Genomic DNA, 23,323 nt, shown 5'->3' with positions numbered 1-23,323 from the left:
TAAAAAATATAAGAGAAGTGAGGTTTTACCCCATTTCTCTTATATAAAAGAAATATCAGGAGGAGAAATGAGAAAATTATCTGCACTACTACTGTTAAGTATAGGGATAACAGGTTATGCTTATACAAGAATGTCAACAATAACAGATGAAGTGGAAAAAATTAACAAGGCAGAATCAGTGCGAACAGAAAGAGTGATGAAAAGAAAAGCAAAACTTGAAAAAGAATTAGCTGATTTATATAAAAACTATAACAGCAGAACAGAAATGACAGAAAAACTCAGAATGGATTCAGAAGTAAGATGGTACAGGGATGAGTATAAGGAGATATTGAAAAAATATGACACTGTGCAGACAGAGCTTGAAAAAGAGATAGAGAAAAGAGAAAAGGAACTGGCTGTTATAAACAGCGGACTTAATCTGATGACTGAATAAGAACGAAAAAAAATTTATTGCAGCCAAAAATTAAGTATGGCACAGAGAATAAAGACATATCGGGAAACTAATGTCCATCAGTTCAGGATCATTTTGGAGGTCAGGGGTTGAAGACCAGACTGTTATTTTAGCCTTAATAGTGTTAGGACTAAAATAAGAAGTTTACTGATACCTCTCTGTTTTATAGCTAACAGTATGGGAATTTTGGGAAAAATCTCCATTTATGGAGACTGGAAGGAGAAAATATGAAAAAAAGAGCATCAGTGTTTTTGTTATTAGTATTATTTGGTACACAGCTGTCAATAGCTGCACCGAAAATAAAAAGAGGCAAAAAAACAGAAAGTCAAAAAATGCAGGAAGAAATAGACAGAATAGAAAAACGTGTAAATGAGATAAATAAAAATATAGAGGATTATAAAGTAAATGAGGTTAAGCTTGATGAGCTTGAAGAAAAATATAGTGGAACAGTGAAAGATTTAAGACTGGATTAGCCAGGGTAAGATCATCAAATACTGATAATCTCTTTTAATGCAGGAGGAAAGTATGAGGAAAATAATAATAACAGCAGTTTTAATGCTTTTGTCAGCGGGGCTTTATGCACAAAATGAACCGGATTTTGTATTTGAGCCGGAGGATATAAGTCCAGCATCATTAACAAAGCTCGAAAAAGCAGAAGCAGAACTTGCACATATGCAGGAAAAGGTTGATTTTTATAAAAGAGTGGTAAGAAGTGTCGAAAGAGAAGAAGAAGAATTAAAAGAACTGAAAAAGCAAAGAATACGAAATATTAGGAAGAAATAATAGTTAACAGGAAGAAATTTATAACATGACTGTCTGAAAATGTTGTTATGTTTATAATAATTCCTGTTTTTTTTAAAGTTTTATAATAATACAGAAATAAAAGCATAAATTTTTCAGGAAAGTCTGTTCATAATGTGCTGTATAATTTAGCGGCCCCAGTGTTTCATTACTGCTGTGTCTCTTGTCATTCCTAATCAAATGCCAAAATATCCGACCCTGTTTAATCAAAATGATCAGATAACATACTAGGACATGTGTCCTATTAAAAACAAAATAAATGCGTTATATTAAAATAACGGAAGATTAATTACCGCTATGCAGTGTGTAATTGATTTTTATATTTTAAAATTAAGGATGTGATGTATTTATGAGAAAATTATTTAGGTTTTTGACTGTTTTTTTTATTTTGTCTCTATTTTTTACAGTTTATGGAGCGCAGAATAAAAAAAATACCAATGCAAAAAAGAACATAGAAATGACAATACTTTACACAAATGATTTACACGCCCATGTAGATCCTTTTTTATTTCGTGCAATAGATGAGAAAGAAAAGGTAGGTGGCTTTGCCAATATTACAGCTTTTGTAAAGGATGTAAGAAAGAAAAAGGATACGGTATTCTTTTTTGACGCAGGGGATTATTTTACAGGACCGGCAATTAGTACACTTACAGAGGGAGAAGCTATAGTTGATATAGTGGATACCATGGGGTATGATGCTGTTTCTGTAGGAAACCATGAATTCGACCATGGGTGGAAAAATGGTCTTGAGAAATTAAAAAAATATAAAACACCAGTAGTTTTATCTAATATATATATAGAAGAAAACGGACAGCCGTTTTGGGATAAGCCATATACAATAATAGAGAAAAACGGGATAAAGCTGGGAGTAATAGGGATTCACGGGAAATTTGCGTTTTATGATACTATAACAGCTAATGCCATAAAAGGGCTTGAAGCCAGAGATGAAGAAGAATATCTGAGAAAATACATTGCCGAAATAAAGGATAAAGTAGATTTAGTAGTAGTTCTGGCTCATGAAGGAACTCCTGCAAGACAGTCTTCAAAAGGGGCAGAGGATGTAGCAAGAGCTTTGAAAAAGGATATAGAACTGGCCGGGAATGTACAGGGGATAGATATACTTATCACAGGACACGCTCATCAGGGAACACCGGAAGCTCTTGTAGTAGGAAATACCCTTATAGTTTCTACTGATGCTCAGGGAACAGAGGTAGGAGAGCTTGCATTGGTACTTGATTCAAAAACAAAAAAAGTATTATCTTATACTAATAAGCTTAATATTATTTATGATAAGGATATAACAGCAGATCCCGAAACACAGAAGGTAATTGATAAATGGAACAAAATAATTGATGAAAAAACAAAAGAAGTAGTGGGGAAAACAGAAGTAACACTGACTAGATCATATGGTACGGAATCGCTTCTGGGGAATCTGATAGCTGATGCTATAGTTTACAGTGCGGAATCTAAAGGTGAAAAGCCGGATTTTGCAGTTACGAACAGCGGGGGAATAAGAACTGATATAGAAAAAGGAAATATTACTCAAAAAGATATAATAGGAGCATTTCCTTTCCCAAATGCACTGACTGTTCTAAATCTCAGCGGAAAAGATATTATCAGCATGTTTGAGCATGCAGCGGGACTGACTAACGGAGTTCTGCAGGTATCACACGGGCTTGTAATGGAATATGACCCGGCAAAAGAAGCAGGGAGCAGAATAACAAAGCTGGAGTTAAACGGTAAAAAAATTGATCCGAATAAAAAATACAGAGTAGCTACGAATGATTTTCTGGCTAATGGAGGAGACGGATTTTCACAGTTTTTGTCAGGAACAGAAAGAAATGATGTTAACGGATATATGATGTACAATGCCATTATGGATTATTTGAAATATAAAAAGGTCGTATCACCAAAGCTGGAAGGAAGAGTAGTTGCTAAATAGGGGATTAGTAAAAAACAGGTTTTGGAAAAATAAAACATATAATAATAAAGGATTAGTCATGATTATATGGTTATCAGTTTAATTTTTAAGATATCAGATAATGATTAATTAATGGATTCAGACAGTATTTAAAAGAATACTGTCCTTTTTTATTACAAAAAGATTAGGTACTTATTGTCAAAATAGTAAAAAATAATTGACAATAATAAATATATTGTTGTATAATAACAATTAACTAAGGAAAATCAAAGAATATAAATTAATTTTAAAATAGCAAATAGAAGAAATATTAATAGTAACATATTAGGGTAACACTAATAACAATTACTAAGTATCTCGTTTATTTGTTATTTTTTTTAAAGGAGAAAAAAATGAAGAGGAAAATAATAGCAGTTTTTTTATTGGGGAATATTGTATTTTCAGCAGGAGTGGGAGATATAATAGAAAGAAACAATGCTGCAATAGAAAATGAAAGAAGACAGCAGGAGCTGGAGAGAAGGCAAAAGGAACTGGAAAGAGAGAACTTCGGGAAAGAGCCTCAGATAATAGACGGTACTGATGAGATTGATACAAGTGTAAGGTTCTTTATCAGAAAGATAGAAGTACAGGACGAATATAATCTTCTAAGTAAAGTAGAAATAAAAGTCGTAACAAGAAAATATATTAACAGAAAGCTGAGCTCCAAGGATATAAATAAGCTTATGACAGATCTTAATAATAAATATATAGAAAAGGGATATATAACAACAAGGGTAAGGCTTGACGAAACACAAAACCTAAGTGAGGGAACAATAAGACTGATAACAATACCCGGAACAGTGGAAGGAGCAAGTCTTAATGAAAATACCTTCTCTGACAGGATGAAGGTATTTATGTCAGTTCCAAAGAATAAGAAGAGAATATTAAGATTACAGGATACAGAACAAGCTACAGATCAGTTTAACAGGGTATCAAGTAATAATGTAGAGATAAAAATAGCACCTGGACAGGAAGCAGGAGGCTCTATACTACAAATAGAAAACCAGCAGACCAGGACATTTAATGCAAATATCTCATATAATAACTATGGAGATGAATCAACAGGAAGAGACAGAGCAAAGATAGATATTACGAAGGATAATCTTTTGGGAATAAATGACAGTTTTTATGCCTCATATCAGAGAGGGAGGAATAAAAGACCTCTGAGAAATGATTATACAGGCTCGTCATCAATACCGCCGGGAACGATAATCAAGGATAAGGATGATCTTCTTCCTGCAGATACAGAAGCGGAACCGGAAAAGTTCAATGAGGACTGGTCATTGAATTATTCATTTCCGTTCAGATACTGGACATTCAGTACAGGCTACAGTCATTCGTACTATATAAGCAGCAGTGAAGGATATAACGGACTGTATGATACAAGCGGGAGATCAACCCAGTTTAATCTGAATGCAGACAAAGTGGTATATAGGAATAAAATGAGTAAGATAAGTATAAACGGAGGACTAAAGCTAAAGACAAACCAGAATTACTTTGAAGATGTCCAGCTTGTGGACAGGAGACTGACAATAGGAAGTCTTGGAATAAATTACAGCAGAGGTTTCTTTGGAGGAATACTGGGATTTGATGTTTCATATGACAGAGGACTTCCATGGTTCAGATCAGCGGATGATCATGAGAAGGAGATATATGATTCAAAGGGAAGATTTGACAAGTATGGAGTTAATATAAACTGGTATAAACCGATGACAATAGGAAAGCAAAGATTTACCTATAGACTGGTAGGAGTGGGTCAGTATACACAGGATGTGCTTTATGGAAGTGAAAAGATAAGTATGGGAGATGAATATACAATAAGAGGATATAAAGGAGATTCCATATCAGGAGATAAAGGATATTATGTAAAAAATGAGCTGTCATATAACTTAAATATATCCAAGATAGGGAGTATATCGCCATATATAGGCTATGATTTTGGAGAGAGCTGGAATAATGAGGTACATGATGTGTACAGATATGGATATATGAGAGGATTTGCAGTAGGAGTAAAGTATTACGGAGAAATATTTAATTTTGATATAGCATATACGAAACCTGATAAGGCATCAGGTTATGTAAGTAAGCCAGAGGATGAGGTATATGTGACATTTGGAATAAAATTTTAATAAAAAGGTGAGGAGCTTATGAAGAGAGGAAAAAGGTATAACATTGTAAAAAGAAATGTAGCAGTAGGGCTACTGCTTGGAATGTTGAACAGTATGTTGTTTGCAGATATAAAGGTAGATAAAAATGTACCACAGAAAACAAGTGTAGACAGAGCACAAAACGGTGCTAACATCATTAATATTAATACTCCTAATAATAAGGGCATTAGTGTTAATGATTTTAGTGAGTTCAGGACAAAAGACCCTACAGTATTTAATAACTTTGGTCAAGGAGTGGGAAGAAGTTATCTTGCAGGAATGATGGCAGCTAATCCTAACCTTACAAAGGAGCAGGCAGCAAGATTAATATTAAACAGGGTAGGCGGTAATAACAGAGTAGAAATAGAAAACTGGCTTGAAGTGATGTCGGAAAACAAAACTGATATAATTTTTTCGTCACAGAATGGTTTTTATTTAAATAATACAGGCTTCATAAATTTTGATAAAGCAATATTTACAACATCAAGAGTAGATTTAGACGAAAACGGAGATCTTCTTCCTTTCAATATAAGAGGAGGAAAGATAGAAATTGGTCGTGAAGGAATAAATGCAGAAGGAGTAAGATATTTAGCACTGTTATCAAGACAGATGTATATAGACGGTCAGATATATGCAAAGGATGCAGATATAGACCTGATAGCAGGAGACTTTGACTATAATCCTCATACTAGAGATTATACAAAACAGGGGGTAAGTAATAATGAGCTTTTGATATCTTCATCAGCATTCGGTTCAATCTATGGAAATCAGATAAAGATAGTAGGAGTAAATGGAAATATTGGAGTTGCAGGCGATGTCATTTCTGAACGTGTATTAAAAATCAATGCTGACGGAACAATAGTAACTAATAAAACACAGGCTAAAGAAGCCATGGAAGTAAAAGCTAAAGAATTTACCCAGAATACTTCTACATATACAGAAGGAAACCTTACAATAGATGCAGATAAGGTAACTTTGAAAGGAAACGGGACACAGGCTGGGAATATATTAATAACAGGTGATCTTGAAAATGAAGTAAATATCTATTCAGGAAATGATATTAATATTGGAAAAGGGCTGGTAAATAAATCAGGACAAATAGTAGCCGAGAGAAACATATCAGTAAACAATAAGGCTGATAACAAAGACTTGCTTTATGCCAAAAATAATATAACAATAGGAAAAGAATTAGATAATACAGGAAATATACAGAGTAATGGAAGTATAAAAACAGGTGGTAATACAACAAATACAGGAAAGATACTATCGGAAAAAGAGCTTGAAATTAACGGAAAACTGACTTCATCAGGAACTGTATACGGGAAAAATAAGGCAGAGATAAAAGGCAACCTTGATAACAGCGGAGATATCCAGAGTGAAGGAAACATAACAGCAGGGAATACAAAAAATACTGGAAGAATAATCTCTGATAAAAATATAGAAATATCAGGGAATCTAGAAACAGAAGAAACAGTATATGCTAAAGAAAATCTGGATGTAGCAGGAAATCTTGTAAATAAAAAGGATATTCAGGCAGAAGGAAATGTAACTATAGGAAAAGATGCAACAAATCAGGGAAGACTTTTATCAGATAAAGAAGTGAAAATAAAGGGAAATGTAAATAACAGCGGAACTCTTTATGGTAAAGATAAAATATCAATAGATAAAAATTTGACAAATACAAATAATGTTCAAACATCAGGGGACTTATCAGCTAAAGATACAATAAACACAGGAACAATGATATCAGAGGGAAACATATCATTAAACAGTCTTGATAACAGCGGAGAAATAACATCAAATAAAAAATTAACAACTACAACACTGGAAAACAGATCAGGAGCCAAGATAAGTACAGGAGAAGGAATACAGAATAACGGAACAAAAAACCTTGGAGAAATAAATACCAATGATAATTTTGTAATATCGGGAAATCTTGAGAACTATAGTGTAATGAATATAGGCGGGTTATTAAGTACAAATAATTTATTAAATACAGGAAGCTTAAAAGCAGTAGATAAGATATATACATCAGGAGTATCATTTAATAACTCGGGAGAGATACTGACAACACTGCTTGATATAAATAACACGGGGATATTGAATACCAATAAAATAACTGTAATAGATAATGCAAGGCTTAACGGTAATAATATAACAAATAACGGATATATAAGCGGGACAAATATAGAGATAATAACAGCAGGCTTGACTAATACTGGGACTCTTGCAGCGGATGAACTGATAAAAGCTAATAATACTACAATAAATAATACAGGATATATAGGTTCCAACAGTAAAGTAAACTTATCAGGATCAAACTTTACAAACAGCGGTACAGTGGAATCATCAGAAATAGAGCTGTATAATATGTCAGGATACAGTAACATAAATCTGATAAGAGGCGGAAATGTATCCTTAACAACAATAGGAAACCTAACTTTAACAGGAACACTTCACGGAGAAAACTGGCTTCAGGTTCATGGTTATGACATATTAAATGCAGGAGCAACAACAGGAACAGGATATATAGAGATAAAAGGAAGAGATATTACTAATAATACCTGGCTTTCTTCAGATACAATAGTAGTGGAGGGAACAGGGAATGTAATAAATAACAATATAATAGAAGGAGAAAACGGGAGAATATCCGGATATAATATTGTGAATAATGATCTGATAGCTTTTTCAGATCAGTTAGGATTAACAGCAGCAGACAAGATAACGAATAACGCAGGAAAAGCAATCTATGGAGGAAATCTTTTAGATGCCCAGTTTAATACATTTGAAAACTTAAGCGGAGAGCTGTTATCAACAGGAGTGATAAATTTAAGAGGAAACTATCTTCTGAATCAGACAGGAATGATCCAGAGCTCGGGAGATATATCATTAAATGTAACAAAGATAGATAATATAGGAAGAGTAGAAGGGCTTAATGATTATGAGATATATTATGAAACATGGGACGGGCAGATACTTACACAGGCAGAAGTTTTGGCAACTTGGAACCTATACAGAGATGACTCTGCGGGAACTAAAGGTAACAGAAGAGATAAAATACCCGGTTTAACAGCAGATTCTAGATATAATTCATTGTTGATTCACTATTACCAAAGTACAATATTTTCTGATATAAACAATAATGATTCGGGAAGTGCATATTCGAATACAACGCAGTATCAAGGAATACCTTTGAAAGGAAAGCTGAGAAGTAATGCAGTAACAACATATGCCAATATATCAGCAGGAAATAATATATCAATAAATGCAAATGAGCTTAATAATAAAGACGGAAAAATATCAGCAGGAAATACAGCAGAATTAACAGCAATTATAATAAAAAATGAAATAACTCTTGGCAATCAAATACAGTTAAAAGATGGAAGAGAATATTTTACATGGTCGAAGAAAAAAAGCTCGACAGGAAGTACAAGTTATCCGATAAAATACTACAGAGATATGGTAAACGGAGATATTGCATATGTAACAGGACAGGCAAGTGTAATAGAAGCAAGAAACCTTTTAATAAATACAGGAAGTTTGATATTGACATCAGAGCTTCCGACAACAGATCAATTAATAAACGGAAGTATAACATCAGGAAGCTCTGTAGCCGGAAAAACTATTAATACAGGAAGCAGTAACGGGACAGGAATGGTAAATATAGTAAAGAACATAACACCTGTAACGGATATAATAATATCGGGAGTGCTGCCAATAGATCCTTTGGGCGCAGTAAGCAGTTTATTTACAATGACGAAAGCTCCAGATGGTAATAACATAACTCAGGGAGATTCAACATCAAAATATCTGATAGAAACAAGAAGTAAGTATATAAATCTTGGAGAGTTTTATGGAAGTGACTATTACTTATCAAGAATAGGATATGATGAAAACGGTGACTGGAACAGGGCAAGAAGACTGGGAGATGCATATTATGAATATCTTCTGGTAACAAGAACTATATCGGATAAGCTTGGGACAAGATTTATCAATGGTCTTAGTGACAGTGAGCTTATGAAGGCAATGCTTGATAATTCAGTAGAATTACAAAAAGATTTACAGTTATCAGTAGGAGTAGCATTAACACCTGATCAGGTAAAAGCTTTGAAAAGTGATGTAATCTGGTATGAATATGAAGTAGTAAACGGGGAAAAAGTTCTTGTACCAAAAGTATATTTAAGTCAGGCTACACTTGCTACAATAGATACAGACGGAAGAAACAAAGTAGGGGGACTTGAACTAACTGCAATAAATGCAGATGAATTAAGAAATAACGGACAGGTAATAGGAAACGGCGGAGTAACCTATGTAAATGCAGGAAGAGTCTATAATGTAACAAGCACAAATGAGCTTGCAGAAATAAAGGGAAATGAAGTAACAGTAATAGCTACAGCAGGAAATATAGAGAATATAGGCGGAAGAATAAAAGGAATAGATTCTGTGACGTTATCAGCAGAAAATGGAGATATAATAAACAGCTCAAGTATAAGAACTGTAAATTATGATAACGGAGATTTGAACAGAACAAGACATGACGAGATATTAAGTGTGGGAAGTATAGAATCAGATGGTACAACATATATAGAGGGAAAAAATTATATCTCAGAAGCCGGAATGGTGTCAGGGAAAACGACAGTAATAAATGCAAAAGAAAATATAACAATAGGAAGTATGACACTTCAGGGTGATGATGAATATGGAGCTGATAGTGATAACTATCAGGTTTATCAGTCAACAAGAAAAATAGGATCTGAGATATCAGGAACAGAAGCTGTAATACTGGAAGCAGGAAAAGATATATCTGTAAAGGGAAGTGTAATAGGTTCAGACGGTCTTGTACAGCTTACTGGAGAGAATATAAATATACTGAATGAGAAAGAAAGTGAATATAAAGAAACAAAGAATAAGAGCGGTAATACATTTTCAAACAGCAGCATGGAGGAAAAAAGCTATCAGGAATACGCAGCAGCAAGTACAATAATAGGAAATAATGTAATACTGGATGCAAATAATGACATAAATGTGAGAGCTTCCAATATAATAGCAGTAAAAGAGGGGCTGGAGAATACTGGCGGAAATATATCAATGACAGCCGGGAATAATGTGAATATACTGGCAGATACTTTGGATAACAGTTATTCAAGAAAAGACCAGAAAAGCGGGTTTAGCACGAGCTTTGCAAGCGGTGGAGGAAGCTTTACAGCAGGAGTGAGCTATAGTCAAAATAGTCTCGAACAGCAGAGAAACGGAACAACAGTAGCAGTATCAACAATAATATCAGAGGGAAATACAGTAATAGATGCAGGAAACAGAGTAAGAACAGAAGCAATGCAGGCTAATGTTGGAGAAAACCTTGTAATAAGGGGAGTAAACGGGGTAGAACTTCTTGATGCACAGGAAGTATACAATGAAACGGTAAAGCAGAAAAGTACGAGTGTAGGTGTAAGTGTAAATGTAGGATTTACTCCAGCACAGTTTGCTAATACAGTGAGTAATGTGACAGATAATGTAAAAGATTATGGATTTGGAGGAACTTCTCAAACAATAAATACATTAGGAAACGGTTTTCAGGATTTAAGAGATCTTGGAGGATTAAGCAGTAATTTAAGATCATGGTATGAGGGAATAGGATATATTTCAACAAAAAATATATTTGAACATGGAGATCTATCACCCGATAACTTAAGAAACGCAGCTAAAGGACTGGTAAGTGCATCAGTATCAGCTAGTTACAGTCAGAGCAGTTATGAATCAAATACAAGCGGGACAAATTCAGTGGCAGGAAATATAAATGTAGGAAAGAATTTTATACTACAGTCAGACGGAGATGTAACACTTGTAAATCAGAAGATAAATGTAGGAGAGAACTTTGTAGTAGATGCCAATAATTTTATTATAAGAGCAGGAGAGAATACATATAAGAATGATACAAAATCAAGTTCAACAGGTGGAAGTGTAGGATATGATATAGTAAATCAGAATGTAATAGGTGGATTAAATATATCAGGAGGAAACAGCAATACAAGTTCTAAGTACTTTGATAATTCTGTAATAAATGTAGCTGGAACTTTCCAGTTAACGACTAAAGAGGATGCATTATTTGCAGGAGTGAATGTAACAGCAGATAAAATAAACTTTGATATTGGAAGAGATTTGAGTATAATATCCTTACAGGATGAATACAAGTCAGATGGAAAGAACTGGGGAGCAGGCTTAAATGTATCAGGGAAGCTGGAAGGAACTCAATTTGAGACAGGATCAGCAAGACCGTCAATAGGCGGGAATTATGGAGAAAACCATCAGGATAGTAAATGGGTAAATAATCAGACTACAATAATAGCAGAGAATGGTGGAAATGTTAGGGTAGGAGAGACTTTAACTAATATTGGAGCCTTAATAGGAAGTCTGAGTGAAGAAAATAAACTAAGTATAGAAGCTAACAAAGTAGTAGTAGAGAATCTAAAAGACCATAATGAAGGAAGTAATTACGGAATAAGTGTAAGTGGTATAGGACTGGGAAGTAAAGAACAGGGGAATAAAACACCTATAGGGCAAACAGGAATCCAGTATGGAAGCCATGACAAGCAGCAGGACAGTAATGCAACATTTGTTAATACAGAAATAACAGAAGCAGGGAAGAAGCTGAATCTTGAGGAACTGGGAATAAATACAGATATTAATAAAGCTCAGATAGTGACAAAAGATGAGGTCGTAGAGCAGATAGACACTGTACTTCATACAGATTTGCTAAATGAGGTGACGAGAAATCAGGTAATTAAAGATTTGAATGGATTAGTACAATTACCAGCTGATATAATCAAAGCAATAGCAATTACATCTAATGTAGAAGGAAGTAATTTCTTAGATAATTTAGTAGGTACCCTTAGACATACAGATGCTAATTTAATTAAATACCAGGAAATGAATAAAAAATATCAAGAACTAAAAAACTTACCAGAAGATGAAAGAGCAAAAGAATCTTTGAAATTAGTTAATGAAATGGCTAATGCATTGCGAGGAGTCAATGGAATTGATAATGATACTAAAATTGTTATTAATTTTACAGATCAAGCAAAAGATGATGAAATGGGAGCTTTTGTAAAAAAAGACGGAAAAATAGAAATCTATATAAATGTAAAAGATGTAGATGTATCAGACATGGAACAGGTATACAATGCATTGGCTTCAGAATTAAATCATTACAATCCGAGTAATCCATATGTTTATGATAAAAAAGAAAGTGAAATAGGCAAGAATGGAAAATTACATGAATTAGAAGAGATGTTTACATTAATAGGAAGAAAGCCACTTGATGGTGAAGGAAATTCTTTTTATGGGGATATTTTAGATGGAAGCTTGGTTTTAAACTATGGAAATAGCCTTTATGGTGAATATAGTGATGAGGATTTGGATTATCTTGTTCATGGAATAGTAAAAGGAACATGTAATGGATTAGGAATAATGGGATTTTGTCGAAAAGCAAAAAATACAGCAGTTAAAGGTGTAGATTATATAGGATTAGGAACTCCTGCCAGAGCAGTTTACAACTTAGATAAGAAAATTTTAGATAAACCAGGAGAAAAAATAGGTAGTGTTGTAGGAAAAACAGTAAAAGAAGAAGTAAACAAGGGAAAAGAAATAATAATAACCATCAAAGAAATTGAAGCTAAAAATAATAATAAAAATTCAAATAAAATATCTAATGACCCTGAATACATAACACCTGAAACTTTTGATAAAATAAAAAGCTTAGATCAATTTAAAGAATTTAATTCATACTATGGGGTTCCAGATAATGTAGAAATTGTCTTTAAAACAGAAGAAGGAGAAACAATAAAATTCAATTCATTTGATGAATTTGTACATTGGGGAACAGCACAGGAAAAATTAGAACATGAAAAAAATGTGACATTAGGTAATGCAGCATTAGAAAAATCTAAAACAGCGACAACTAAGGAAGAAAAAGCAATGTATGAAGCTCAGTATGAATATTATTATTCCTTGGTACACGAAAAGATGCAAAATGTTGATAATAGACAATCATTAGCGGGAAAATACACAACAGGTAATTACTTAGCAAATTCAGCAGTATCGTATAATGGGAAAACTTTAGTAGTATCTGCGGAAAAATATGCTGCTGAAATAGGTGCAGAACATATAGGAATATTCTTTGATGCTGGTGGAAAGGCAATAACACAGCCAATAATAAGTAAGATTATAGGAACAACCGGGAGCTCTAAAACTAAAGAAACAGAAAAAGTAGAAATTAAGTTCACTGAATCAAAAGATGGTGCAAAATATTATGAAGATAGTAAGGTTTATGATAAATATGTACGTCAAGAGCCGGATGTTAGTTTTGAGACGAAATTAATAAATTCAAAATCAGAATATGAAAAATTTGAATTTAAATTATTAAGTAATAAGATAAATGAAGCAGGTTTAAATAATGATCATTTTACTGAATTTAAATTTAATGCTAGAGGTGAAATTAGTGGAAGTCATGTAGAAAGTGTTTTTACTGACTTAAATAATTATGCTTCAAAAAATAAAGTATTGAGAATAGATAGTGTGATCCCACATCCAGTGACTTCGGAAATAATGGAGGTAAAATATTCTACTGCTTCAACAATAGATGCAAAAGGAAAAATAATACCACAGGATCAGTTAAATTTTAAATCAGCATATACACCTAAAACAGTAGTTAGTGATGAATTGATGTCAAGTGGCAAATTAAATATTTGGGCAAATGAAGCAGTTAATAATATATATTATATAAAAGATAATAAAGGTTATGGAATTTCTGATAATGGAGTTATATTTGAATTTTGGACTCCTGAAAAATTAGGAGATCCTTTTAATTTTTATCCTACTTTGGGAATTCCTCAAAAATAGAAAGTTGGTTATGATATGATGACATTAAAACGACTCATGGAGTATAGATCAAATGGATTAGAGTCTACATTTTTAATGATATTACGAACAGTAAGTGATAGGAAAGAGTATTTGGTAAAAACACTATATGAAGACATAGGCTGGGGCGGTTCAGAATATGAAAGTATTTTTTTTCCTAAAAATGAAGTTTATACCAAGGATCTTGCTGGATATTTTGAAGATGGTGTTCAGTTAGCGTTTTTTTCTCCAGAGAGTGAAAAAGTATATGATGGAAAAGAAAAAGTGTATAGCTTTACAATGAGTTATGAAGTGGCATATAGATATTTAAGATTAGGATGTGAGGCATTAATTGAACAACATCCAGAAGATAAGGAAGAAATAGAAGATGCATGTAAAATATTTAGAGAAAGACATAACATACCAGAAAAAGATTCTAAGTTTAACTATTATGATATATTAGGAAATATGAGGGAGTATTTAGTTTGGTATTGGTAAGCTTAAAGTTAGGATGGATAGCCTCATTAATTTGATGTTATCCTTTCCTTTTATTTCAAGTCCATTTTAAGCTCTTCGAATTTCAGAGACAGGGAAACAAATGTAGTCTTTTCCATAAAAAATGCTCTACGGGCTCAGGACGAACTTAGAAGGAGTCTAGTTATGGAATCCAGAAAATAAATTTGATGGGATATGTCTAGGGTAAGTCGGCATAAAAATGGATTGGACCTAAATTTTAGGACAACGAGTGTAAAGAAAAGTGAAGTTACGATAAACTAAAAATTGGGAGTGATAGGAATGGAAAAAAACTTAGGGAAAAGGTATACAGAAGAATTTAAGAAAATGATAGTAGAACTGTATACTCAAGGGAAGACGAAAAAGTATCTATCTCAGGAGTATAGAGTAAGCTCAAATACAATAAGAGAATGGTTAAAACGAGAGAAGAAAGAAATAAAAGAGAAGAATAAAGATAAAACAAGTTATTTAGAAATTGTGAAATTAAAGAAATTATTGGAAGAAAAAGATAGAGAATATAGGAGAAATTGGGTTATTTGAGTCCAGTAGAATACGAAGAACAATTAAAAAAAGAAATTAAAATAAATAGAGTTAGTTAAGTAAAAAAGTAGTCCTAAATTTGGGGACTAGGACAAAAAATAAAGGAAGAAATGTTCAAGTTATGAATAAGAAACCATATTTAAATTAAACAAAGAGGAATAAAATGAAGAATAAAAATAGACAACTATCTATGAAAGAACGTTGGGAAATAGATAGAAAATCGGGGGCAACATTTTTAGTGTCTTCACCACAATGTGAAATTTGCGCCAATGTGATTAAAAATGATGCTGTAAAGTGCTTAGCTTATAAGGAGATAAAGCCAAATGATGTTCGGAGATGCAAAAAAGAATGTCCTAAATTTAAATCAAAAGACCCATTATTAATAAAGAAAAATAATAAAGAACTGGGAGACTTATTATCAGGAATCTTTGGTTTTTGCGTTGGTGATGCATTAGGTGTCCCTGTAGAATTTGAATCGAGGGAAGAAAGAGAAAAAGATGAAGTACATGAGATGAGAGCCTATGGCACACATCATCAATATTTTGGAACTTGGTCTGATGATACATCTTTAACTTTATGTTTGATTGATAGTCTAAAAAATGGATATGATTTAAGAGATATTGCAGATAAATTTTTAGAATTTTATTTTAATGCCCTTTGGACCCCTCATGGCAAAGTATTTGATATTGGTAATACAACAGTTTTAGCAATTCAGCAGATATCCATGGGAGAACCTTTGGAATTTTGTGGTGGCAACAGTGAGAATTCAAACGGAAATGGTTCTTTAATGAGAATACTACCATTAGCATATTATTTGAAAGATACAGGAAGTTTTGAAAAAGTCAGAATTATTGAAGAAGTATCATCATTAACTCATGCACATAAGAGATCAAATCTAGCATGTATAATCTACACGGAAATGGCAATAAACCTTATTAAATCAAAAAGTAAAATGGAATCATATGAAGAATCTATAAAATTTGTGGAAAAATATTGTTTTGACAAATATCAGGATGAACTATTATATTTTCGCAGATTGCTGAATGGTGAAATATATTTATTATCTAAAAATGAAATTTCATCTTCTGGATATGTGGTAGATACGTTAGAAGCTGCTATATGGAGTTTTTTATTATCACATAATTATGAAGAATCTATATTTACAGCAATAAATTTAGGAGATGATACAGATACAATAGGAGCACTTGCAGGAGGATTAGCAGGAATTTATTACGGATTTGATTCAATAAATAATAACTGGATACAATGTTTAGCTCGGAAAAGAGATATATATGAATTATTGTTGAGTTTTAATAAAAAATAGAGGTATTAATAGAAGATGAGGATAATGTCATTTCGATGTTATCCTTTTTCTTTTTCCTCAGAGCCGTTTTAAGCCCATCAAAATTCAGAGACAAGGAAGGCAGGTAGTCTTTTCCATAAAAAACGTTCTATGGGCTCAGGACGACCTCAGAAGGAGTTCGAGAATAGGACTCAAGTGGATCGGACCCAAATTTTAGGACAATGAGTGTGAAGAAAAGTGAAGTTGTGATAAACTAAAAATTGGGAATGATAGGAATGGAAAAAAACTTAGGGAAGAGATATACAGAAGAATTTAAGAAAATGATAGTAGAACTGTATATTCAAGGGAAGACGAAGAAGTATCTATCCCAGGAGTAAGTTCAAATACAATAAGAGAATGGTTAAAACGAGAGAAGAAAGAAATAAAAGAGAAGTATAAAGATGAAACAAGTTATTTAGAAATTGTGAAATTAAAGAAATTATTGGAAGCAAAAGATAGAGAATACAGGAGAAATTGGGTTATTTGAGTCCAGTAGAATATGGAGAACAATTAAAAAAATAAATTAAAAATAAATAGAGCTAGTTAAGTAAAAAAAGTGGTCCTAAATTTGGTGACCAGTCCACCAATGAGTGAACTATCTCTATTTAGAAAATTATCGAAATAGTTCTTGATTTTTCATCTTATAGATGCTACAATCTATTTAGAAAAACATCTAAATAGAATTGGCAAGAAAGGGGAAATTATGGGATTTCATGAGATGTTTAAGGCATTAGCTGATCCTGTAAGACGAGATATACTGATACTGCTCAAAAAACGAAAAATGTCTGCAGGAGAGATTTGTGAACACTTTGATATGACAAATGCAACAATTTCATATCATTTGTCGCAGTTAAAAAAAGCGGGTTTAATTTTTGAAGAAAAGAAAAAAAATTTTATATTTTATCAGTTAAATGCCAGTGTATTTGAAGAAATCATGCTTTGGATCTCACAATTTGGAGGTAATAATAATGAAAAAGAAAATTGATATGTTATTAATATTAACAACAAGTGTTTGCTTACTGCCGATAGTTTTATCAACTGTATTATATCCGGAATTGCCGGGTGAAATTCCTGTTCATTTTAATATAGCAGGTCAGGCTGACAATTATTTGCCAAAAGCTGTTGTTTGCTTTGTTTTACCTTTTATTTTTGCAGGGATAAATTTATTTGTATATTTTGTACCCAAAAAAGCAGATTTACCAGCAATGATGAAGACAATTAATATGTGGATTATACCAATATTGTCAGTAATATGTATACCAGTATCTTTGTTTATTGCTCTCGGACAAAATAAGCCTGTTCAGCTTATAGCACCAGTATTGGCAGGTATATTAATTCTTTTATTCGGAAACTATCTGCCGAAAAACAGACAAAATAAGGTTGTAGGAATAAGGGTTCCGTGGACACTTAATGATGCTGATAACTGGAATAAAACTCATCGTATGGCAGGATTTTTATGGGTAACAAGTGGATTTGTGATAATAATTTTGAGTTTTTTACAACTTATTACTATGTGGGCAATTTGGATTGTTGTTCTTTTTCTAGTAGTCATTCCTACAGTTTATTCATATATTATATATGTTACAGGTCATAAAAATTAAATAAAACTTTGATAAGCAGTCTGTTTTTATATCAGAAGTAGGTATACTTTTTTATTGAGAAAACTTTAACTTTATTGACTTTTTTGGGGAAAACGGAGTTGCCTTGTACTGATGAATTTTTAAAAATTTAGAATCAGTATTTAAAGATGCAGATAGCAATTACAATACTATATTCAATAGACAGATTGGAGAAGAATCGCTAAATAGTTTAGAAATTAATATTATAGAAAAGAAAGATAATCTTTTATTAAAAGCGGATAAGGATAAAGGTGTAGGAAGTATATTAATAGATTTTTTGTGAAAAAATTTAAAATAATAATTACATTATTAAATAGTCTATGCTAACTTAGAAAAAATAAATTTTTAAAATTTTATTAATAATTATATTGGCTAGAAATAAAAGGAGATTTGATAAAATGATTGAAAAATCTTTGTATAAAATTTATTCAGAAAATATTGAAGATGTAGCTCTTGATATCAGTCAAACATCATATTGGAGAAATAAACTTTTAAAAAGCAACTATGAAGAAAGAATACTTATTAGTAAGAAAGATGAAGAATATATTCCACAATATATTAAACACATATTCATTGAATTTAATGTTTTTAGTTTCTAAAACTAAACATAGTCTGGAATTGTTTGATAGAGATAGTATAATATTTAAATTTGAATCTCTGCCGTTTCCTTCAATAGTGAGATTTACAGGAAATTAAAGTTCAATAGAGAGGATAACATCATTACTTTGATGTTGTCCTCTTATTTTTTTAGAGTCATTTTAAACCGCTAAAATTCCAATGTAAAGGAGGCAGACAGTCTTTTTCAAAAAATTTATATGATTTAAAATAATTTTAGAAAAAAATATAAAGTTAACAGATCAATTCAAAATTTATTCCTTTATTTTTAGAACCTACATGTAAAAATATAACAATTTCAAATATTTTCCTTCCCATTTAGTGAGATTATTTTATATTTACTTATTTATCGTTTACACCCTGCATAATAACGGAATAAATCCGCAGAGCTAACTATAAAGTTTATCTGTGGCTCTGAAAGTAACCGGTCAGAGCTCCCTTTTGTAATATATGCCCCTGCATAGCAGCAATTAAATTACCTTTTCTGGCTTTGAATGATAAATCTAATAAACAATCCAGCACATAAACATTAAATTGATAAAGATGCAGCCAGTTGAAAGGAGGTTTTGGTCCGCGATAACGGTTTTTTCCATATCCGCGTCCCTGGACAGCACCGCCTAATTCGGCAACATCCGCTCCGTAAGCAATATTTTCAGGAATTATCTCCATCACGGGAATATTCCAGATAATCCAATGATTATAAGCCGGAATGGGATGATTCATATCATCCATGATGACAGCTAAAGATTTTGCTCTCCCATCTATCGCAGACAGATACAGCTCCGGTGAAATATCTTCTCCGCGCCCGGTATATTGTATTGGAATTACAGCCTCATTTTCAAAAGCCGGACTTGTTACAGTCAGAATATTACTCATATCATATTCTCCTTTTTCACTTAAATTCGTATCAGGAAAATCCTGATTATTTTTATCAAAAGCAGCCATTTTAGCAAACTTTTTATTTATAAGTATCCATGTCGTTAACAATTATTTCATAAACACAATTCGGAAAATCACATCGTGTGAACATTAGAAGCCATTTTATATTTTTCCGGATTAATTTTAGTATACATTATTTTTAGCCTTTTAAATACTATTTTATATTCTATTTTCCCGCATTAATTATTGAAATAAAAAAAGAGCTGTGTAAAACAGCCCGTTAGTAACTGGTTATTTTTTATTTTGATTTTCTGCTGTCAGCAGATTTATTTTGTTTTTTCTGAAGAAATCAGTGTATTTTTTCGGCGGGGTTTTATCTGTGATGATATAATCCAGATTTTCAAGCGGTGAGTAAGTCATGAGTGAAATACTGTCAAATTTTGATGAATCTACGATTAGAAAAATCTCATCACTCTTTTCTACTATTAGTTTTTTCAGTTCATATTCTTCAACAGATGAATTCGTAGCTCCTCTGGCAATGGAAATTCCTGTAGCTGCCATAAAAGCTTTGCTGATATTGTAATCTTTCAATACCAGAGAAGTAGAATTTCCTACAAATGAATTTGTTTTTCTTTTCAATGTTCCGCCAAGTGAAATAATATTCAAATTCGGATATGGAAGCGCCGAAACTATTGCACTCAGATTATTCGTAAGTATAGTGATGCTTTTATTCTTAAGGAAATCAATGAGCCACATAGTGGTAGTTCCGGAATCAATAAAAATAATATCTCCGTCATTTATATATGCGGCCGCTATTTCTGCAGCAGCTTTTTTTTCTGCATGGTTCTTTATGTTTCTCTCCTCGAAGGGAACCAGTTTCTTCTGGTTTATCGTAACTCCGCCGTATATTTTCTTTATTTTCCCTTTTTCTAAAAGCTCCTTAATATCTCTTCGAATAGTGTTTTTGGAAACTTTAAATACATCACATAATTTATCCAGTGAAACAGATTCGTTTTTTAGTATGTATTCTTCTACATTCTTAATTCTGTGTGTTTTCATAACGCCATCCTTTCAAAAATTGTCAAAGATATAAAAAAATGGAATCTTTTCGGAGTTTGCAATAAAAAAATGGTTAAGTTCTGAGACTAAAAGGAACATAGTTTTTTTAATATCTTTACTATCATTATAGTATGAAACTTGTAAAAAGTAAATATATATTATAAAAAAAAGAATATATTTTTGGTATAATATTATTTTTTATGGTAATATTTTGGTTAAGTTTGATAAAGTTTTTTAAAAAAATAAAAAATAAAATTGACAAAATAAAAAAAATAGGGTAAAAATAAGTAATTATGATGAAAAATAAAATGACCAAGAAGTGACAAAAATATAATCATATATACTGCGAAGGAAAGCTTTGGGAAAGGAAGTATGGAAATGCCATTATTAGACATGAAAAGTCTGCTTGTCAAGGCACAGCAGGAAAAATACGGAGTGGGAGCTTTTAGCATAGCTAATATGGAAATGATAATGGGGGCAGTAAAAGCAGCTGAAGAGCTGAACTCACCGATTATACTCCAGATAGCAGAAGTAAGACTAAACTATTCGCCGCTGAATCTTATCGGGCCTATGATGATAGCAGCCGCCAAAAGTTCGAAGGTACCGATAGCCGTGCATCTGGATCACGGGATAAGTATGGGAAAAATAGAAGAGGCACTGGAGCTGGGCTTTACTTCTGTTATGATTGACGGGTCGGCACATCCTCTTGAAAAAAATATAGAGTTAACAAAGGCAGTAATGGAAAAAGCAAAAAAATATAATGTAACTGTGGAAGCTGAAATAGGGAAAGTCGGCGGAAGTGAAGATGGAAAAGAAGATCATGGAATGATTTACACTGATGTAAGGGAAGCACTGAAATTTTATACTGACACGAACATTGATGCGCTGGCAGTGGCGATAGGAAATGCACACGGAGAGTATAAAGGTGATCCTGAACTGAATTTTGAAATTTTGGATAAAATAAACAAGGAAGTGGATATTCCTCTTGTTTTGCACGGCGGTTCCGGAATAAGCGAAAAAGATTTCAGAAAGTGCATAGAACTCGGGATACATAAAATAAATGTGGCCACATCTACATTTAATTCAGTAGAAGCTATGGTAAGAAAAATGTATTCGGAAAATAATAACGGGAAAATAGATTATTTCAAGCTTCATGCTGCGGAAATAGAAGGTGCTTATGAGAATGTAAAAATGCATATAGAGATATTCAACAGTAAAAATAAGGCTTGAGTATAAAGTGAAGTTGGGCAAAATACTGGTACTTTATGGGTGCCATAGGAACAGATACAAGTATTTAGACATTGGTAAGATATAAGTTTTTTAAAATAATATTAGACAAAATACTAGCACCTTATGTAGGTACATTCTTAAAATATGGGTATAGTAGGAACAGGTACAAGTATTTTGTCATTGTTGGGATATAAGCTTTTTTAATATAATTTTAGACAAAATACTAGGAGGAATAAGTATGAAATATTTAAATTTTCACGAGGACAGAAAAATTGATGTTATTCCCATAGGGAGAATAGCAATAGATTTTAATCCTGTGGATATAAATATGACATTGGCGCAGAGCCAGACATTTAAGAAATACCTTGGAGGATCACCGGCTAACATAGCTGTGGGACTCGCAAGACTCGGCAAAAAGGTAGGTTTTATCGGAAAAGTATCTGAGGACAGATTTGGTGACTTTGTGACTGATTATTTCAAAAATGAAGGCATAGATGTATCAAATGTGTTCAGGGCAAAGAATGGTGAGTCTTTGGGACTGACTTTTACTGAAATTCTCAGCCCTACAGAAAGCAGCATACTTATGTACAGAAATGAAATAGCTGATCTGGTTCTGGAATCAGAAGAGATAAGCGAGGAGTACATAAAGAATGCAAAAATGATAGTGGTTTCAGGAACTGCCCTGGCAAAAAGCCCGTCAAGGGAAGCTGTGCTTAAGGCAGTGGAATTTGCCAAAAAGCATGAGACAATTGTGGTTTTTGATATAGACTACAGAAGCTATACATGGAAAAATGACGATGAAATAGCAATTTATTATTCTATGGTAGCTAAAAACAGCGATATGGTAATAGGCTCAAGAGAAGAATTCAATCTTACCGAAAAACTTATAGCACCAAACAGCAGCGATGAGGAAACTGCCAAAAGATGGCTGGGCTGCGGCAATAAAATAGTTGTTATAAAGCATGGTAAGGAAGGATCAGTGGCGTATACTGCCGACGGGAAAAATTATAAAATAAAGCCGTTTCCTGTAAAACTGCTGAAATCATTCGGCGGAGGAGACGCTTATGCATCAGCATTTATGTATGGACTTCTTGAAGGATGGGATATAATGGATGCCCTTGAGTTCGGAAGTGCATCGGCAGCAATGCTGGTCGCAAGCCACAGCTGTTCGGAAGATATGCCTACAGCTGACAGCATAAAAGAATTTATCAGAAAAGCGAAGGAAGAGTACGGGGAAATGGTGGCAAGAGGTTAGGAACGCGCTGCATCATGCTG

The 23,323-nt window shown here is 32.8% G+C and carries 16 protein-coding genes; 14 read left to right on the top strand and 2 right to left on the bottom strand.

What is annotated here, in order from left to right; all coding sequences use genetic code 11:
- Positions 1-67 precede the first annotated feature (67 nt).
- The 12 genes from STERM_RS20010 to STERM_RS19955 all read left to right on the top strand — a co-directional run bounded on the left by STERM_RS20010 (position 68) and on the right by STERM_RS19955 (position 18,864).
- Entirely contained in the window at positions 68-433 is a 366-nt protein-coding gene (locus STERM_RS20010; protein WP_012863440.1) for an adhesion protein FadA, read from the top strand.
- 245 nt (positions 434-678) lie between these two features.
- Positions 679-924: a hypothetical protein gene (locus STERM_RS20005; protein ID WP_012863439.1), complete on the top strand. Its 246-nt coding sequence runs from the start codon at positions 679-681 to the stop codon at positions 922-924.
- A gap of 52 nt (positions 925-976) precedes the next feature.
- On the top strand, positions 977-1,234 hold the full coding sequence (locus STERM_RS20000; RefSeq protein WP_012863438.1) for a hypothetical protein: 258 nt from the start codon (positions 977-979) through the stop codon (positions 1,232-1,234).
- A gap of 367 nt (positions 1,235-1,601) precedes the next feature.
- A complete protein-coding gene (locus STERM_RS19995; protein ID WP_012863437.1) occupies positions 1,602-3,194 on the top strand; it encodes a bifunctional metallophosphatase/5'-nucleotidase in 1,593 nt (530 codons plus the stop codon).
- A gap of 371 nt (positions 3,195-3,565) precedes the next feature.
- The gene (locus STERM_RS19990) at positions 3,566-5,341 is read left to right on the top strand and encodes a ShlB/FhaC/HecB family hemolysin secretion/activation protein (RefSeq protein WP_012863436.1); all 1,776 of its coding nucleotides are present in this window, start codon (positions 3,566-3,568) and stop codon (positions 5,339-5,341) included.
- A gap of 18 nt (positions 5,342-5,359) precedes the next feature.
- Entirely contained in the window at positions 5,360-14,254 is an 8,895-nt protein-coding gene (locus tag STERM_RS19985; RefSeq protein WP_012863435.1) for a hemagglutinin repeat-containing protein, read from the top strand.
- Positions 14,255-14,290: 36 nt separating this feature from the next.
- Positions 14,291-14,749, top strand: coding sequence for a ribonuclease toxin immunity protein CdiI (cdiI, locus tag STERM_RS19980; protein ID WP_147289501.1), 459 nt, complete (start codon positions 14,291-14,293; stop codon positions 14,747-14,749).
- A gap of 297 nt (positions 14,750-15,046) precedes the next feature.
- Positions 15,047-15,304: a transposase gene (locus tag STERM_RS21815; protein ID WP_012863433.1), complete on the top strand. Its 258-nt coding sequence runs from the start codon at positions 15,047-15,049 to the stop codon at positions 15,302-15,304.
- 163 nt (positions 15,305-15,467) lie between these two features.
- Positions 15,468-16,628, top strand: a complete 1,161-nt coding sequence (locus tag STERM_RS19970; protein ID WP_012863432.1) for an ADP-ribosylglycohydrolase family protein — start codon at positions 15,468-15,470, stop codon at positions 16,626-16,628.
- Between the two features lie 721 nt (positions 16,629-17,349).
- Positions 17,350-17,631, top strand: a complete 282-nt coding sequence (locus tag STERM_RS19965) for an autorepressor SdpR family transcription factor (RefSeq protein ID WP_012863431.1) — start codon at positions 17,350-17,352, stop codon at positions 17,629-17,631.
- Positions 17,615-18,247 carry an SdpI family protein gene (locus STERM_RS19960; RefSeq protein WP_012863430.1) on the top strand — a complete coding sequence of 211 codons (633 nt, stop codon included), beginning with the start codon at positions 17,615-17,617 and terminating at the stop codon, positions 18,245-18,247. The genes STERM_RS19965 and STERM_RS19960 overlap by 17 nt, the downstream gene beginning before the upstream one ends.
- 416 nt (positions 18,248-18,663) lie before the next feature.
- The gene (locus STERM_RS19955; protein ID WP_012863429.1) at positions 18,664-18,864 is read left to right on the top strand and encodes a hypothetical protein; all 201 of its coding nucleotides are present in this window, start codon (positions 18,664-18,666) and stop codon (positions 18,862-18,864) included.
- Between the two features lie 418 nt (positions 18,865-19,282).
- Here the strand turns inward: STERM_RS19955 and STERM_RS19950 are convergent, their stop codons facing one another.
- Positions 19,283-19,867 carry a YbhB/YbcL family Raf kinase inhibitor-like protein gene (locus tag STERM_RS19950; RefSeq protein ID WP_211205116.1) on the bottom strand — a complete coding sequence of 195 codons (585 nt, stop codon included), beginning with the start codon at positions 19,865-19,867 and terminating at the stop codon, positions 19,283-19,285.
- 183 nt (positions 19,868-20,050) lie between these two features.
- Positions 20,051-20,818, bottom strand: a complete 768-nt coding sequence (locus tag STERM_RS19945) for a DeoR/GlpR family DNA-binding transcription regulator (protein ID WP_012863427.1) — start codon at positions 20,816-20,818, stop codon at positions 20,051-20,053.
- A 378-nt stretch (positions 20,819-21,196) separates the two neighbouring features.
- Here STERM_RS19945 and STERM_RS19940 point away from each other — a divergent pair, with 378 nt between their 5' ends.
- Positions 21,197-22,048, top strand: a complete 852-nt coding sequence (locus STERM_RS19940) for a class II fructose-bisphosphate aldolase (protein WP_012863426.1) — start codon at positions 21,197-21,199, stop codon at positions 22,046-22,048.
- 238 nt (positions 22,049-22,286) lie between these two features.
- Complete coding sequence (gene iolC, locus STERM_RS19935; RefSeq protein ID WP_012863425.1) at positions 22,287-23,303, top strand: 5-dehydro-2-deoxygluconokinase; 1,017 nt, start codon at positions 22,287-22,289, stop codon at positions 23,301-23,303.
- Positions 23,304-23,323 lie beyond the last annotated feature (20 nt).

This window comes from Sebaldella termitidis ATCC 33386, assembly GCF_000024405.1.
Lineage (GTDB): Bacteria > Fusobacteriota > Fusobacteriia > Fusobacteriales > Leptotrichiaceae > Sebaldella > Sebaldella termitidis.
Note: the sequence above shows the minus strand (reverse complement) of the source record. Positions and strands in the feature narration are given on the sequence as shown.

Bases quoted from the DNA above. Each gene is read 5' to 3' on its own strand.
- STERM_RS19945 (WP_012863427.1), bottom strand. From the start codon at position 20,818: ATGAAAACACACAGAATTAAGAATGTAGAAGAATACATACTAAAAAAC.
- STERM_RS19985 (WP_012863435.1), top strand. From the start codon at position 5,360: ATGAAGAGAGGAAAAAGGTATAACATTGTAAAAAGAAATGTAGCAGTA.
- STERM_RS19960 (WP_012863430.1), top strand. From the start codon at position 17,615: ATGAAAAAGAAAATTGATATGTTATTAATATTAACAACAAGTGTTTGC.
- STERM_RS20005 (WP_012863439.1), top strand. From the start codon at position 679: ATGAAAAAAAGAGCATCAGTGTTTTTGTTATTAGTATTATTTGGTACA.
- STERM_RS19965 (WP_012863431.1), top strand. From the start codon at position 17,350: ATGGGATTTCATGAGATGTTTAAGGCATTAGCTGATCCTGTAAGACGA.
- STERM_RS21815 (WP_012863433.1), top strand. From the start codon at position 15,047: ATGGAAAAAAACTTAGGGAAAAGGTATACAGAAGAATTTAAGAAAATG.
- STERM_RS20000 (WP_012863438.1), top strand. From the start codon at position 977: ATGAGGAAAATAATAATAACAGCAGTTTTAATGCTTTTGTCAGCGGGG.
- cdiI (WP_147289501.1), top strand. From the start codon at position 14,291: ATGGAGTATAGATCAAATGGATTAGAGTCTACATTTTTAATGATATTA.
- iolC (WP_012863425.1), top strand. From the start codon at position 22,287: ATGAAATATTTAAATTTTCACGAGGACAGAAAAATTGATGTTATTCCC.
- STERM_RS19940 (WP_012863426.1), top strand. From the start codon at position 21,197: ATGCCATTATTAGACATGAAAAGTCTGCTTGTCAAGGCACAGCAGGAA.
- STERM_RS19970 (WP_012863432.1), top strand. From the start codon at position 15,468: ATGAAGAATAAAAATAGACAACTATCTATGAAAGAACGTTGGGAAATA.
- STERM_RS19955 (WP_012863429.1), top strand. From the start codon at position 18,664: ATGATTGAAAAATCTTTGTATAAAATTTATTCAGAAAATATTGAAGAT.
- STERM_RS19995 (WP_012863437.1), top strand. From the start codon at position 1,602: ATGAGAAAATTATTTAGGTTTTTGACTGTTTTTTTTATTTTGTCTCTA.
- STERM_RS20010 (WP_012863440.1), top strand. From the start codon at position 68: ATGAGAAAATTATCTGCACTACTACTGTTAAGTATAGGGATAACAGGT.
- STERM_RS19990 (WP_012863436.1), top strand. From the start codon at position 3,566: ATGAAGAGGAAAATAATAGCAGTTTTTTTATTGGGGAATATTGTATTT.